Origin of the sequence: Bacteroides gallinaceum (assembly GCF_030373775.1) — a bacterium.
GTDB lineage: Bacteria > Bacteroidota > Bacteroidia > Bacteroidales > Bacteroidaceae > Phocaeicola > Phocaeicola excrementipullorum.
In genome coordinates this window covers 28583-42995 of the sequence record NZ_JAUDEN010000007.1, presented here as the reverse complement: position 1 = coordinate 42995, position 14413 = coordinate 28583, and the positions used below count along the sequence as shown (strand labels likewise).

The 14413-nt window shown below is 49.4% G+C and carries 10 protein-coding genes; 2 read left to right on the top strand and 8 right to left on the bottom strand.

The genetic code is table 11. The features are described from left to right. Positions 1–178: 178 nt before the first annotated feature. Both QUW60_RS05580 and QUW60_RS05575 read right to left on the bottom strand, forming a co-directional pair. Positions 179–5062: a RecQ family ATP-dependent DNA helicase gene (locus QUW60_RS05580; RefSeq protein ID WP_289559041.1), complete on the bottom strand. Its 4884-nt coding sequence runs from the start codon at positions 5060–5062 to the stop codon at positions 179–181. 181 nt (positions 5063–5243) lie between these two features. Beyond that, positions 5244–6152 carry a hypothetical protein gene (locus QUW60_RS05575; protein ID WP_289559039.1) on the bottom strand — a complete coding sequence of 303 codons (909 nt, stop codon included), beginning with the start codon at positions 6150–6152 and terminating at the stop codon, positions 5244–5246. Positions 6153–6340: 188 nt separating this feature from the next. Here QUW60_RS05575 and QUW60_RS05570 point away from each other — a divergent pair, with 188 nt between their 5' ends. Beyond that, complete coding sequence (locus QUW60_RS05570; protein ID WP_289559037.1) at positions 6341–7336, top strand: aminodeoxychorismate synthase component I; 996 nt, start codon at positions 6341–6343, stop codon at positions 7334–7336. Continuing rightward, positions 7320–7910, top strand: a complete 591-nt coding sequence (locus QUW60_RS05565) for an aminotransferase class IV family protein (protein ID WP_289559035.1) — start codon at positions 7320–7322, stop codon at positions 7908–7910. Before QUW60_RS05570 ends, QUW60_RS05565 begins: the two co-directional genes overlap by 17 nt. Here the strand turns inward: QUW60_RS05565 and QUW60_RS05560 are convergent. From QUW60_RS05560 to QUW60_RS05535, 6 genes are all read right to left on the bottom strand, one after another. After that, positions 7896–9566, bottom strand: a complete 1671-nt coding sequence (locus QUW60_RS05560) for an ABC transporter ATP-binding protein (RefSeq protein ID WP_289559033.1) — start codon at positions 9564–9566, stop codon at positions 7896–7898. The genes QUW60_RS05565 and QUW60_RS05560 overlap by 15 nt on opposite strands. Further along, positions 9563–10027: a S24/S26 family peptidase gene (locus tag QUW60_RS05555; RefSeq protein WP_258337010.1), complete on the bottom strand. Its 465-nt coding sequence runs from the start codon at positions 10025–10027 to the stop codon at positions 9563–9565. Before QUW60_RS05555 ends, QUW60_RS05560 begins: the two co-directional genes overlap by 4 nt. Positions 10028–10200: 173 nt before the next feature. Continuing rightward, positions 10201–11388 carry an OmpA family protein gene (locus QUW60_RS05550; RefSeq protein WP_289559031.1) on the bottom strand — a complete coding sequence of 396 codons (1188 nt, stop codon included), beginning with the start codon at positions 11386–11388 and terminating at the stop codon, positions 10201–10203. Positions 11389–11419: 31 nt separating this feature from the next. Next, entirely contained in the window at positions 11420–11746 is a 327-nt protein-coding gene (locus QUW60_RS05545; RefSeq protein ID WP_289559029.1) for a hypothetical protein, read from the bottom strand. 136 nt (positions 11747–11882) lie between these two features. Continuing rightward, on the bottom strand, positions 11883–12065 hold the full coding sequence (locus tag QUW60_RS05540; RefSeq protein ID WP_289559027.1) for a hypothetical protein: 183 nt from the start codon (positions 12063–12065) through the stop codon (positions 11883–11885). 75 nt (positions 12066–12140) lie between these two features. Next, complete coding sequence (locus QUW60_RS05535; RefSeq protein ID WP_289559025.1) at positions 12141–14405, bottom strand: fimbrillin family protein; 2265 nt, start codon at positions 14403–14405, stop codon at positions 12141–12143. Between the last annotated feature and the right edge of the window lie 8 nt (positions 14406–14413).

The following is a 14413-nucleotide window of genomic DNA, read 5'->3' as shown; positions in this document are numbered from 1 at the left end:
CTGCATTTGTGGCTATTTGTTCAGGAAACCAATGAATTCTATATAAATGATGAGGAAAAGGTGTGTAGTCCGGACGGATTGCATGCCTTTTTGTTTAGAACCTGTTTCAATTTTCCGATTCAGTAAAAACAGAAAAACATCCTCGAAAACAATTCTCAAGCCGAGGCAGAGCAAAATTTCATTCATTCGAAAGGATCAAGTCAGCCAGAAGGACAGCTGTTTCCGGCTCGTCTTTCGGAGCGTCTTTGGGCTTCCATGCCACGATGAACCGGACGGATGCCGACTTCACTTCATAGCCTTTCTCTTTCCATCCCGCCAGTTCTTTCTGCATTTTTGCTGACAGTCTGGCTATCGGCTGACGGCCGGATGTACGGTATAAATAGGAATCTTTGCAAAGCAAAGGGTCGCCGCTTCTTAAAGCCAAAACATCTTGCTTGATTCCTTTAAAGAAGTCAAGATAAACATCCTTATGAGAAAGCTGGAGAACAATCTCTTCGGGCATTCCATATTGCTTCTCGTCGATGGAGTAGCGGTCTTGCGGCAAACGGTCAAAGAAATAGCCGTTTGTGTGTATGCAGAGGCTGCTTTTTGCACGGGTAATTCCTACATAGTACCGGCGCATCAGGTTGTCGTCTTTCTGGTAATTGTCGGAAATGAGCATATATACGTTGTCAAACTCCCGGCCTTTAGCCTTATGGATGGTAGATACCACCACATCAGCTCCGGACAGATCACAGAAATCTTCTACCGACGATTCAAAAACATACTCTTTAAAGTCGCTGATGTATTTTACTTTGTTTGTCTGTTCAAACAGTTCCACGCATCGCCTTATATATGTCAGACTCTGACTTGTGGCGTAGGCGTTGAAAGTTGCACGTTTGGCATCCTCCCACAATTCGTCTGAAATCATGGGCGTTCTCAGCCGTCTGTCCATATATTTCAGGAAGTACCGTATTTCAGCGATGTTGCAGAACCGGATTTCGTCCAGCGACTGTATCAGTTTGCTGTTAGCCCCTTGTTTCCTCAGCAGAGCCATCAGGATGACTGCCTCATCATTCGTTTGGGTGAGGACGCACGAGGTTCCTGCCTTTTTGTGCAAAGTCAGTTCGTCCACAAGCGGCTGGTACATGTATTTTGAGCGGTGGAATGTCGTTTCCACCCAACCGTTCTCTTTGCTCATGGAAGAGATGGGATTTTTCTTTATTCTTCTGCCGATGTTTCTTGTAAAAGCATTGGCGAAATCCACCACATGGCGTGCACAGCGGTAGTTCTCTGTCATTTCAATCAGTTTGCTTCCGGGACTTTGCGTGAGCTTATACATGTATCCCGAGTCCGATCCGCGGAAGTCGTAGATGTTCTGGTCATCATCGCCTACTGCTATCACACGCATTTCTTCATTGTTGGCCATGAGCGCTTTCACCAGCGCATATTCTTCGGCACCCATGTCTTGGGCTTCATCGATGACCAGTACGGTCTTGCCGATTTTGTTAGGTTCAACTTCTCCCTCCTCTATCATCTGGGCAGCTTTTTCAACCACATTCCTGGCATCTTCAAGGTTGCCTATCCGTCCCAGAAGGTCGAAGCAATAGGAATGGAAAGTCTTTATTTCGACAAAATGTGCAGCGTTGCCGATCAGTTCCATCAGCCGCTGCTTGAATTCGGTGGCGGCCGCCCTTGAAAATGTCAGCATCAGCAGCTGTTCGTGTTTCACGTCTTCAAGAATCAGAAGCGACGCAAGTTTATGGACGAGCACACGTGTCTTCCCGCTGCCCGGTCCTGCGGCTACGACAATGCAGCGCGAACTTTTGTCGGATATGATCTCCATCTGACGTTTGGATAGCTGGCCGAAGAGCTGTTTGTATTTCTTGGGTGTCAGGTTACGCTCTATTTCAATCGTCCTTTCTCCCTTGAAATATTTTGCGATAAATTTCTTGTAGTCCATCTGGAAATAATCCTGCACGTATTGCAGGGCGGCGCTATAGTCTTTTACCATCAGATTGGCATATTCGCCCACGATATGTACCTGTTGGATTTTCTGTTTGTAGAACTCGTTCAGCATCCGGTAATCGTCAATTTTGTATCTTGACTTGTTGTCTTTTATCCGTCTGATGTCCATGCCGTTGTAAAGGACCAGAAAACCGCCTTCAAGCTTGAGCGCACCGATTTTTGAAAGGTAGAGAAGCGCTTCCTCCACATCTTCCAGTGTTATGTCGTTGAGTTCTTTAAAAAGGGACTGGCTGTTCGCTTTTATTTCATTCAGCAGTTCCACAACGGAAAATTGCACAGAGTTGTCAGGGGAAGCGGAAATTCTAGCCTCTTCATCGGAAGCAAGTTTGTATAGCCATTCTACGGTGAACCGGCTTATTGCCAACCGTTTTTCAAATCGGCTGAGGGTCGATTCCATGTTTGTCTGGCGGATGATTTTCAGGTTGTGGGCTGCGTCCTCTTTTTTGCGGGTATATCCTTTGATGCAAAGGAAGTACAGCAAAGTTCGGATATCCTTCTCTTTGGAAGTGCTGATGCCGTTCTTTACAGCATTGTCGTTCAACTGCTTGCATGATATCTGCAATGTTTCGTCGGGGATGCTGCTTAGCATGTATTTTTCAAGTTTCGCAAAACGTTCAAGAAGTGTCCGTGATTTCTTCTCCGAGTCGCCTGCATCCATCAGATAGGCAGAAATGTCCCTGCTGTCCGCCAGAATGCCTTCTTGCCGCATCCTTTCGACAACAGACACGATTTCCTTTTTCTTCAGTCCCAGGATGTCTGCCAGATAGTCGATTCGTGATTCGGCCTCTGAATCCGGAGTTTTGGTGATGTGCTTTTGGGAAATCAGCGATTTGATGATCCGGACAGCATTCTCTATTTCATCGCTGCCGAACAGCAGGGAAGCAGTGATACGGTTTCTTGCCTCGTCTACGTTCTTTACAGTAATTCCGGTGGCATAGACGTGCGGCACATTGTTGCCCCTTTCGATGTATCCGTTCTGTTCTAAGGTTGCCAAGGCTGTCCTTACACGGGTTTCAATGTCTGAAACAGCGTCGTCCCATCCTGCCTGCCGTGCGATTTCCAGAGCCGAGCAGCATATCCTTTTGCGTTGCCTGGTAAGGTCTTTTATAGCTTTCCATATCTGCTGGATTTCACTGATGCTCAGTTTCGTCTGGTTCAGCAGAATAAAATGCTTGTCCAGGTCATTGTCGCAGTAAAGCACATAGCAGCGGGCATTTAGGCTGGGATCCCGGCCGGCTCTTCCTGCCTCTTGCACATAATTTTCCAGCGAATCGGAAATATCGTAATGTACAACGAGCCCTACATCTTTTTTATCCACGCCCATGCCGAACGCTGAAGTTGCCACGATGATGCGTATCTGGTCGTTCATGAACGCGTCCTGGTTGGCTATTTTTACGTCCGAGTCCATCTTTCCGTTGAAGGCCAGTGCTTTATATCCGTCGCGGGTTAATTTCTTTGCCAGTTCTTCGGTGCGCTTGGTCCGCGATGTATAGACGATTGTCGGGCAGTCGGATTCGGATATAAGTTCCCTTAGCTTCAGGTATTTGTCCTCATCCGTTTCAGAGTGGATGACCGAATAGTGCAGGTTTGTTCTTGAAGCTGTTGAAGCAAACAGCTCCAAGTCCAGGTTGAGCGTTTGCTTGAAATAGTCGCGTATGTCTTGCACCACTTTTTGCTTTGCCGTAGCAGTGAAGCAGGAAACCGGTATCGGGTCTTTGCATCCTTTTTTCAGCTGATATTCCTTTATGAATTTTCCGATATAAAGATAGTCTACCCTGAAATCCTGTCCCCATGAAGAAAAACAATGCGCTTCGTCGATAACGAACCTTACGACATGGCGTGCCATCAGAATTCGTTCGATGGTTTTTGAACGAAGCGTTTCCGGGGATATATATAGCAGTGAAGCCTCTCCGTCGTGCACTCTCTGTATGGCTAACGCCCTGGTTATGGGGTCTAGCAGGCCATTGATGGTCACGGCATCGGTAATGCCTCTGTCGGCAAGATTGTCTACCTGATCTTTCATCAGCGACTGCAAAGGAGAGATGACAACTGTCAGTCCATGTACGGAACGGCCCTCCATCAGTGCGGGCAGTTGGAAAGTCAGTGATTTGCCTCCTCCGGTCGGGAATATCGCAAGCAGCGACTTGCCTTTTATGGCTGCCCGGGCAGCCCGTTCCTGAAGCGGTTCGCCGTTGTATGTGCGGAAATGTTCATAACCGAAAAATGCCTTTAAATTATGGTGTACATCCAGTTGGGTGTTGCAATAGTCGCATCCTTCGTTGCATGGGGTATGGCGGAGGAGTTTTACAACATATTCAACTGCCGGATAATTCCGGAGCACCCATCTGGGCGTAACCGAGCGGTAGTCTGCCGTGTCAATCAGAGCCAGTGCATATGCCAGTTCGCACGGGTATTGCCTGATCAGCGTCTGAAGATCGGCATGGTCGCATATTTTTCCATTGTAGAGGCTTCTTGCCAGTTCCGCCAGTCCTTTTTTGCAGTATCTTGCATTCACCATGCTGAGAAATCCTTCAAACTCTTTTTCCCCTTTCAGCAGTGACGCGAAGAGCTCCTGCTTTTTGTCCGGCAATGAACTCCAGCGCGTTATTTCGTCCATCAGCAGGTCCCTTGCCTTTTCGCAGTCGTTTACCGGATTGTTCATCTGGTCGCTCACCAGCTTGTCGTCTTTCACGAGCCGGTGATACGGGCGTTCAGGAAAAAGCAGGGGAGAGATGTAAAGGGTATCGACGAGCATCCTGCCGGGAGGCGTTTGGTCAAACAGGTAAGTGGCATCGTGATGGATAATGTTGTGTCCGCAGATATAGCCGGCATTTCCCATAAAGTCAAAAAGTTCCTTTTTTGAATTCTTGTGAAATACAGCTCCGTCGTCGCGGAGAGCTCCGATGTCATGGATTTTATGGTCTTTCACGCCAACCTCAACGTCTACTATGACGTAGTGCGGAATGGAATACGGTGCAGGCACAGAACTGTTGCCGACGGCTTCGTCTGCGTCTTCGGCATTCCAGATCCCTCTAAGTTTGTTCCATAGTGACATATCTAACCGGCTGTTTGATATAGCAATCCAATCCTTTTTACAAAGGTAAGCATAAAACGGAAAAATAGTGAAATTTTTTCGTGTTCTTTTGGCCGGTATGCTGTTCAGAAGCCGTTTGTGGGTGGAATTAGTTTCATTGGAAAATTGAAACGCTCTTAAACGGGGGCTGTTTTTCCAGAAGTCAGTGTACCGCTTTCTTTTTCTTTCTGGCGGCGACGCACAGGTAGATTACCAGCGCTGCAAATGCAGCCACGACAATGCCCATTTCGGTTTTGTGTTCCATGGGAGCAATCCAGATTTCATTGAACAGATTCATGCGTCCCATGATTTCTACCGGTGTCCAGAATACTACTACCGTAGCGATTGCCATGCGGATATTTGCTCCCCACGAAGCAATCCGCAGTTGCTTGGCGAAGATGAAGAAGGAGCCGATCAGGCATCCCAGCCCGACAAGCAGTGTGACCGGATGATGGTCGCCCAGAAAATTGTCGTCGTAGCAGAACATGAGCAAAAGGTAGGATCCCCAAAGAATCATGATCAGTTCCATGAAAGTGACAATGGACGTATGGCGCGTCATGGGGCGGGCGGCGATTTCATTTTTCCGGTTTCTCAGGATGCGGCGCTGCCACCAGTTGATGAAGTTGCATCCGTTTTTTGTGCTGAATATGTACATGAGCATAACCATCATCCAGAAACCGAAAGAAGCGGGCATGATCAGGTATTCCGGGCGCGTGATGACTTCGCCGGTAACAGGATCGAGCTGAGGCTGGGTGCCGTAGCGGTTGGCATAGTACATGAAAAGAAATTCCACCCATCCGGTCCAGAACAGCAGGCCGCCGAAAAATCCCCAGAGTGTCTGCCGGGTATCACCTTTTGCATAAACGCCCGCTATGACCATGATCATGCCTGCGGCTCCCATGGCGAAGGCCGAATAGTGGAGTGCCGTTTCGTTCATGGCGTGTTCCATGATAATCATCAGAGCATGTCCTAAGGGCATGGTAAAAAGAACCGTCAGAAATGAGGCGATAGCTTTCCACCAGTAACGTTTGGCGGAAGCGGGTTTGCAGTCTTTTGTTCCGTTGTCAGTCATAATCGATTTGTCTGTATGTTTTTGCCGTAAAAAAATAACGGTGCAAAATTAGCCATCTGCCGCGACAATGCCAATACCTGAAAATAGGTATTTGCTTATTCTTTTCTTTTCATTAATTTTGCCCCAATTTTTCTGTTTCAGCCTGTTGGAAAGGCGGTTTCGGAATATGAATCAGAATGTGGATGAAAATGGGAAAACTTGTGTTTGTTGATAAGGAAGAAGCTGTGCGGAGAATGGACAGATGGGGAGGGGAAGGATCTCCCTTTTTCTTCATGATTGATTTTGACATGGAACAATGCCTGGTGGAGCGTCCCGAAGATATTCCGGAGGATGAGCTTTTGTTTTTATTTCCCCGGGCCGGAAACTGGGCCGGGAAAATGCCGCATCTGAAGGAACCTTTCTTATGGAAAAGTTTTCCGGAAAGTTTTGAGGACTACAGCCATTCTTTTGGCATTGTCCGGAGGAATATCTGGGAAGGGAATACGTTTCTCATTAACCTGACATGCGCTACTCCGGTGGAAACGGATCTCTCTCTGTTCCGTATATTTGTCCGTGCGGAGGCGCTTTATAAGTTGTGGCTGAAAGACCGGTTTGTGGTCTTCTCGCCTGAGATTTTTGTCCGCATACAGGACGGATTTATCAGTTCTCATCCCATGAAGGGAACGATTGACGCGTCTGTGCCTGATGCGGGGCTGCGATTGCTTTCCGATGAAAAGGAAACGGCTGAACATGCCACAATCACCGATCTGATACGCAATGATCTGAGCCAGATAGCGGATGAGGTTACGGTGATGCGCTACCGCTATCTGGATGAAGTGGACACGCATGACGGGCGGCTGCTCCAGATGAGTTCTGAGATACGGGGCCGCCTGCCTCTCGATTACGCCCGGAGGCTGGGAGAACTGTTTTTCCGTTTGCTTCCTGCCGGTTCCGTTACCGGTGCTCCCAAGAAAAAAACGGTGGATATCATTCGGGAAGCCGAAAACTATTCCCGGGGATTCTATACGGGTGTAATGGGTTATTTTGACGGGAAAGATCTGGACAGTGCCGTGATGATCCGTTTTCTGGAGCAGGAAGCGGGAGGGAAGCTGGTCTTCAAGAGTGGGGGAGGTATAACCTTTCTGAGCGATGTGCGTGATGAATATGAAGAAATGAAAAGAAAAGTGTATGTGCCGATTTATTGAAACGGTTCGGATTGAAGGGCGGACAGTCTGGAATATGCCGCTGCATGATGAGCGGATGAATGCCACTCGCCGTGCGGTGTGGGGAAACATGCCTCCGCTTCGGCTGGAAGATGTGATTCGTCCTGCCCTTTATAGCAGCAGGACACGATGCCGGATTGTGTATGGCCGGGAGATTGAACGGGTGGAATATTTTCCTTACCGTATCCGTCCGGTGCATAGTCTGCGGCTCGTTCCGTGCGGCGGCGTTGACTATTCGTTCAAGTATGCCGACCGTACCGGACTTGATGTCCTGTTCTCGCAAAGAGGAAACGCTGATGATGTGCTGATTGTGCGCAACGGACTGCTTACGGACACTTCCATTGCCAATATCGCTCTATGGAACGGAAGTGAATGGCATACGCCGGCACATCCCTTGCTCAAGGGAACCAGGCGTGAAGAACTGTTGCGGGATGGTGTGATCGCCGAGCGTGACATAGCGGTGTCTGCTCTTCCGGGGTACCGGAAAATCTGCCTGTTCAATGCCATGCTGCTTTTTGGTGAGGTAGAACTTCCCTGCACTTCAGTCATGTACTGAACCTTGTGAAATGCTCTCCTGTTTTGCCGGCGTGTTTTTTGTCATCCTTACGACTTCCTTGCACAGTCCGGCGATTGTTTCCCTGTGTGTAATCATAATGAGGGTTTTTCCTTTTACCTGTCCGGACAGGCGCTTCAGCAACGTTTCTTCCGTTTCCTTGTCAAGGGAGGAGGTCGGTTCGTCCATCAGCAGGATGTTTCCGGGTCGCAACAGGCCGCGTGCGATGGCTATGCGTTGCGCTTGTCCTTCGCTAAGTCCTGCTCCGCCTTCTCCGCACGGTGTGTCAAGGCCGTCTGGCAGGGCCGTTACGAAATCGGCTGCGGCAAGATACAGTGCGTTGTAGAGCTCTTGGTCGGTTGCTTGCGGTCTGCCCATCAGGAGATTGCTTCTGATTGTTCCGCTCAGCAGGGTATTTCCTTGCGGTATATAAGAGAGGTTGCAGCGGGTGTGAGGGGAGCTCTTTACTGTTTCTTTGCTGTTATAGAATGCTATTTCGCCTTCGTCGGGCTGGAGCAGTGCCAGCATCAGCCGGATGAGGGTGCTTTTTCCTGCGCCGGTTTCACCCACAACGGCGGTGAGGCTTCCGGGCTTGAAGTCGTGCGAGAAATTGTCCAGAACGTTTCGGTTGCTTCCGGGATATGAAAAATGGAGATGATTGACGCGTATTCCCAAGGGGCCTTCCATACGGAGGGACGGGCTTGACTCTTCTGAGGGGAGTGCTTCCAGTTCTTTCAGCCGGTCGATGGAAGTAAAGACGCGTATGAACGTGGGGATTTGCCGGCTCATGTCCACCATCGGGCGTTGTATCTGTGCCACCAGTTGCAGAAAGGCGGCCATCATGCCGAATGTAACCGTTCCATCCTGCAGTCCGAATATTCCCCACAGGAAAGCGGTTGCATAGCCGCTCATGAATCCGATCTGTATCATTGAGCGTGAGAAAATGGAAAAGTTTGTGCGGCGGACAATCCTGTCCTGCAATAGGAACTGTATGTTTGCAAACTTGTCGATTGTCTTTTCCGTATATTCCAGCGTGCGTATCAGTATGCGGTGTTGCAGGTTTTCCTGCAGATGGCTTTGTATGTGGCTGTCCGTTTCACGTATTTCGCGTGTCATCCGGCGCATTTTCCGTACGTAGCCCTTGCTGAACAGCAAAGCGACCGGCATGATGAATAGGAGTATTCCGGCAAGGCGTACGTCCAGTCTGGAGAGGAAAAACAAGGCTCCTCCGAATTGGACGACAGTGATGAATACAGCGGGAACTGTGCTGCACAGTGCGTTGGTGATTGTGCTCACGTCTTCTTCCAGCCGGTTCAGCACATCACCGCTGTGGTATGTTTCCTGTCCGTTCCAGCGGCTGTCCATCAGGTGGACAAACAGTTTTCTCCGCAGCTCGTTTCTCAGCCGTATTTCTGTCTGTGCGGTCAGGCGGCTTCTTGCTGCCGAGAGCAGCAGCTGCATGGCCAGGCATGATGCCAGCCAGCCTATATAAGAGCCGAGCCTGTCATCCGATATTCCCGTTGCGATGTCAATGAGGTGTTTGCACACATACACGAATGCAAGTGAAACACAAACATGCAGCGTACCTGTCAGTGCGCTGCATGCGATAGCCGGACGGAATCCGTCCGATATTTTCCATAGCCATTTCAGGTTGTTCATCGTTCATTTCTTTTCACCCACCATCTGCATGCGAACAGCAGGTAGCGGCGTGTGGGCAGCATTTTTCTCCAAAGTGTGGCCTTATACCGTTCGATGGAAGAGGAACAGTCTATGTATCTTCCGTTCCGTATGATCTTGACAACTTTCCCCACGATGTCGTTCTTGCTGCAGCGTTCGGTTGTGTGAAGATTGCCGTCGCCCATCAGCACGAATTCATTTCCGTCATTCTTGTAAATGCGGTGGAGCACGAATCCTTTTTCCGGCAAATGGGCCAGTACGATATCTCCTACGGCGGCTGTTTTCCTGTAGGTCTGCAATATGACGCTGTCACGTCCGTCTACGATGAACGGATACATGCTGTTTCCTTTGGCCCGCAAGGTTACGGAGTTTCCTCCGGCAAGCATGCGTGCCACTTCCGTGAAGAATTGGTCGTTGTTCAGCAAGAGTTTGTCTGTAAGCATAGTCGAAGCGAAAGAATCTATAAAAAACGAACGCAAAAACGCAAAGCCGCGGAAACGTATTTTTGAAGGAGTCGGAGCGCGCGAAGCTTTTGTGTGCTCCGTGAACTCCGGACTCTTTCAATGCTCCGTGTCTTAACGCTTTTGCGTTCTTCTAAAGAATGCGGTTATTCCGATCAGTTGCTCTTTGTGATTACCGCACGGCTCATGCGAGGATCGTCGTAGAACATATTTTCTACACCGCCCTTATAGTCAACCTTGAGCTGCGATTTGTTCACACCGAACTCTTCAACAAGGCAGTTGTATACGGCTTCCGCACGTGCCTTACTCAGACGTTCGTTGAGCTTCTTGCTTCCGGTACCGGCATCAGCATATCCGGTGATTGTGTAAACGGTAGAGGGATCTCCCTTCTTGATGACTTCAGCCAGCATGCCGAGGTTGACGCGGGCTTCGTTCGAGAGGTCGCTCTTTCCGATCCGGAATGTGATCAGGTTGGAAGATGCGATCTGCTTGGTGACTGTTTCAGGCTTTTCGGCAAGCTGCTCTCTCAGGCGGGCGTTCTCGTCGTTCATGCGGTTAAGTTTCTCGCGCATGGCGTTGAGTTCGTCGTTGTTGTAGGCAGTGCGTGTAATCGTCTTGCTGCGTTCCCATCCTCTCGGCTTGATTTTGTAAGTGAAGCCTACGGTTGCTGCCAGCAGACCTTCTCCGCCACGCTTTCCAACTTCTCCGTCAAAGTCGTCGCTCATTATGGTACCGCGGATGTCGAGGTTGATGTCCCATGCCGAGCTGAGGCGGAATGTGTTCAGGATACCGAAGTTTGCGGCAATGTCCGTATGGGTAGGAGAGTCTGTCGCCTTGATTACACCCAGACCGGCGTAAGGAATGCAGTTCCAGATGCGTTTCTCGTTGTATCCGCAGAACAGGTTCGAGAAGTTGAGCATTGCATCGAGGTGGAAGTGGTAGAAATTGATGTCCTGGTTGGTCAGCCAGTAGCCGTGCCAGGGTTTGCCGCTGATGGGAGTGCCGTCAGAGTGCGCCCCGTTCTGTGTCGCTCCGTCAAGCGAAAGTCCGCTGTACATGAAGCGTACACCGATGCCCGGTGTGAACCATTTACCTATGGCAATGTCCAGTGCGGGTGAGATACGCTTGCCAAACTTCATCTGCTTGTCGTGGTCGCTGAACAGCATTTGCGGACCTGCGCCCACGCTGATGAACCAGTTGCTCCAGAAACGGTTTGTTTCTACTTTATACTTGTCGCTGCTGTATTCCACGGTTTCTGTGGTTTCAGCGTTTTCTCCGGTTTGTGCGAAAACCGGACACGCAGCCGCCAAGGCTAAAGCTGCGATGAATGTTTTCTGTTTCATGTCAATTCTATTTTATTCGTTAATTATTTTGCTATTCAGCATCGGTAACAAAGTTTCCGCTGATGATCTGACTGTTCATCCATTCCAGACGGTCTGCATAAGCTTTCTTCATGGATTGGATGGCATTGTCGAAGCTCATCTCCTCATCACCGTTGAATGCGGCACTGATATTTGTTCCGGCGCGTTTTATTGCAGCGGTGGGCCACATGGCAAAATTAAACATGTCGGAAATGCGGTTCTGTTCTGCCAACTGATCAATTGTTTCTGTAACGTTCAGCAAAGCCGGATAGATAGTGGTCCATCGTTCCTGTACTTTGCTTCTGAACGTAGCGTCCTTGAACAGAAGCGGATACCACATGTAAGGCATGTCATTTTCATAATCATAAGGATCCCACGGCCATTCCGTATTTTCCGCCAGCTTTGAGCTTCCATAGAGCCATTCGTCGGTATTGCGCAGTTGGTCTATATATGAGCCTCCATAAGCGCGTACTTGTTCAGGGATGATGATCTTCCGTGGTATTTCCGACGCAGGTACGGGTGCTTATGTTGCCGTCCATTCGCGCAAGGATTTTCACGTTGCCTTTTGTCCCTTCGCTTGTCAGCATTTCTTCTTGGCAGGCGGCAAGGCTCAGCAGGCAGACAGCTGCTGCAGCGCATGTTCTAGTTGGATGCTTCATGGTCGTTTTGCTGTTTTGGAAAGCAAGGAACTTTCACGGATTTGTTCCGTGAAAGTATCCTTGAATAAACTTTTGTTAGTCCCAGCCGATGGCATTGCCGCCCTTGCTGTAAGCGGCATTGTAAGTATTTGACTGGCTCGAACTTCCACTCGTACGCAACTGGAAGCTGAAGTTGTTGTTGATGATGGTCTGAATCAGGTTGCCGGAATAGTCGTTAGCCGGGTCAGCATAGTTCAGCAGCACGATGCCTAAGGTAGCATCTTCCGTACGGCTCTGCAAGTACTCGGTAGCAATCGGACCGATGTATTCCGTCCAGCCATCGATACCGATCTGAGACTCTGATGCGGGGGCGCCATTAATGCCGTAATAATAGCCGCCGACATCGTTCATGAACCACATATCGTGGTTGCTGTTCGTCTTGTAATAGTTGATGCTGCGTTCCCACATGTCCTTGATGTTGTTCTCTTTATCGTATGCCGACTCCTCGTGGCCTACAGAGCTGGCCTCATGATAGAAGAACCTCATGTTAGCAGTCGCGTTGTGGTTCGATGTACCCCAACGCAACATGTTGATGGCATAAGCACTGGTAGGTTCGAAATCGTCTCTGACTGTCTGGTCCGTCAAGCCCCAAATGGAGAACAAGGCAGGCACCCGATCGTTTCTAGAGAGATAGTTAGCCATATTGTCGTTATTATAGTTCACTTTGATAATGACACGACCTGCTACCTGTCTAAGCGTGGTACTCGGCGTGATTTCACCCGTGTAAAGGCGGTAGGTATCCTCGTCTTCAGCCATTTTTGCCAAATCGTTCTTCACGGCCTGCATCCATGCCTGGTCGGGTGCGACTCGCCAATCATAGCCCCAGTCATAGGTTCTTCCAAATCCCTCTGACCCGTTGCCAGAGTATGTAAGCAGGATAAAGGCATATTCACCGTACTTGTTGTAGTTGGTTTCAGCTTCTTTCAATCCATTGGCAATGGTCTTGACCATATCTTTAAGGCCAATGCTGGTCTTGTTTTCAGCCACAGAGATTTTCAGTTCCATGCTGTTGGCGTTTCCACCGTCATCCCGTCTACTGGGACCATCTGAATCCACATTGTCGCCAATGGTCTGCACGTGGAACGCACGGATACCGTTCTTTATCTGGTCGGCAACCGACAGACTCTGATAGTGTGTGCTCACATTTGGCTGGTCTGTGGTGTTCTGGTAAGAGAACTTAGAACCCGGCAATGAAAGCTCAGTCAGATAGATGTTCGGGTCGAGCGACGACATCCAGTAGTTAGGACCGGTTTGGCTTACCGACGGCAGGATGACCTTGTTCACCTTGTGGGCAAGGATACCGCCCGTCTGAGTGCCGCCTTCGGCATTAAGCGTACGGGTCAGCACGGCCGAGTTGTAAGGCGTCACACGCAGTTGCAGGTCGGTACGTCCGCTGGTGCTGGTGTCATAATTGTCGTCCTTAGGCAGCAGATAGAAACGTATCACAATCTTGTCGTTTTGCCTAAGAGTGATAAAATCGTTCTTCTCGCTATCATACAGCTGGATTGTGATATAACTGCGGGTAGAAGCAGGATTGCCAGCCTGTTCATAAGTTGGATATTCCTTCTCGCCACTTTCCACCTTGGTGAAGTCCATCGTGAATTCGCCATTCAATGTTTCGCCTGTTGTAGAAACCAATTGTACCGCCGACATCTTAATTTCCGCGCCAGCAGTTTCCGGGCCATTGATTTCAACATCAAGGATAGTCACCCAAGGCTTGAAATTAAGAGCGACATCGCCTCCCTGACTCTTTTGATGTGTGTTATAGGCCCACATAAAGGCATAATCGGTATTGGCAACGCCGGTATAAGTTTTGCCGCCTGCGTCATTGTCTGTTGTTTTCCAGCTCACTGGAGTTTGTTGAACAGGGATTGTAGCCGTAATCTTCCCGTTTTGCAAGCCTACAATCCGGTCGGCCGGATAAAACGCCGAGAAATGGTGTACTGGAGCCTGTCCCCATTGTAAGCCGGCCTGGTCGGGATTGACTTTGGTCACGGCAGACGAGTGGCTTGCATCAGTTCCGTCAGGAGTCACCTTGTAATATACCATGTTGCCATTGGATGCTTCCGGGCAGTAGATGGCTATCTGGTCTCCGTCTTCCCAAGTCACAGGGTAAGCCCCGTTTACAGGTTCATCCCCGTAAATTGTACGGGTCTGTTCTTCAATATCCGTCAATGACGAGCCGAACGTTATCTCATCGCCGGTCTGAGCCGGAGTAACCGGATTTTCGACCATCTCGTCCTGGCAGCTGCTCATGGCTACCATGGCGGCTGCTAATAAAGAATATACGATTTTTTTCATGATTAAAA

Coding starts and splice junctions, on each gene's coding strand:
- QUW60_RS05580 (WP_289559041.1), bottom strand. CDS start 5,062: ATGTCACTATGGAACAAACTTAGAGGGATCTGGAATGCCGAAGACGCA.
- QUW60_RS05575 (WP_289559039.1), bottom strand. CDS start 6,152: ATGACTGACAACGGAACAAAAGACTGCAAACCCGCTTCCGCCAAACGT.
- QUW60_RS05570 (WP_289559037.1), top strand. CDS start 6,341: ATGGGAAAACTTGTGTTTGTTGATAAGGAAGAAGCTGTGCGGAGAATG.
- QUW60_RS05565 (WP_289559035.1), top strand. CDS start 7,320: ATGTGCCGATTTATTGAAACGGTTCGGATTGAAGGGCGGACAGTCTGG.
- QUW60_RS05560 (WP_289559033.1), bottom strand. CDS start 9,566: ATGAACAACCTGAAATGGCTATGGAAAATATCGGACGGATTCCGTCCG.
- QUW60_RS05555 (WP_258337010.1), bottom strand. CDS start 10,027: ATGCTTACAGACAAACTCTTGCTGAACAACGACCAATTCTTCACGGAA.
- QUW60_RS05550 (WP_289559031.1), bottom strand. CDS start 11,388: ATGAAACAGAAAACATTCATCGCAGCTTTAGCCTTGGCGGCTGCGTGT.
- QUW60_RS05545 (WP_289559029.1), bottom strand. CDS start 11,746: ATGTGGTATCCGCTTCTGTTCAAGGACGCTACGTTCAGAAGCAAAGTA.
- QUW60_RS05540 (WP_289559027.1), bottom strand. CDS start 12,065: ATGAAGCATCCAACTAGAACATGCGCTGCAGCAGCTGTCTGCCTGCTG.
- QUW60_RS05535 (WP_289559025.1), bottom strand. CDS start 14,405: ATGAAAAAAATCGTATATTCTTTATTAGCAGCCGCCATGGTAGCCATG.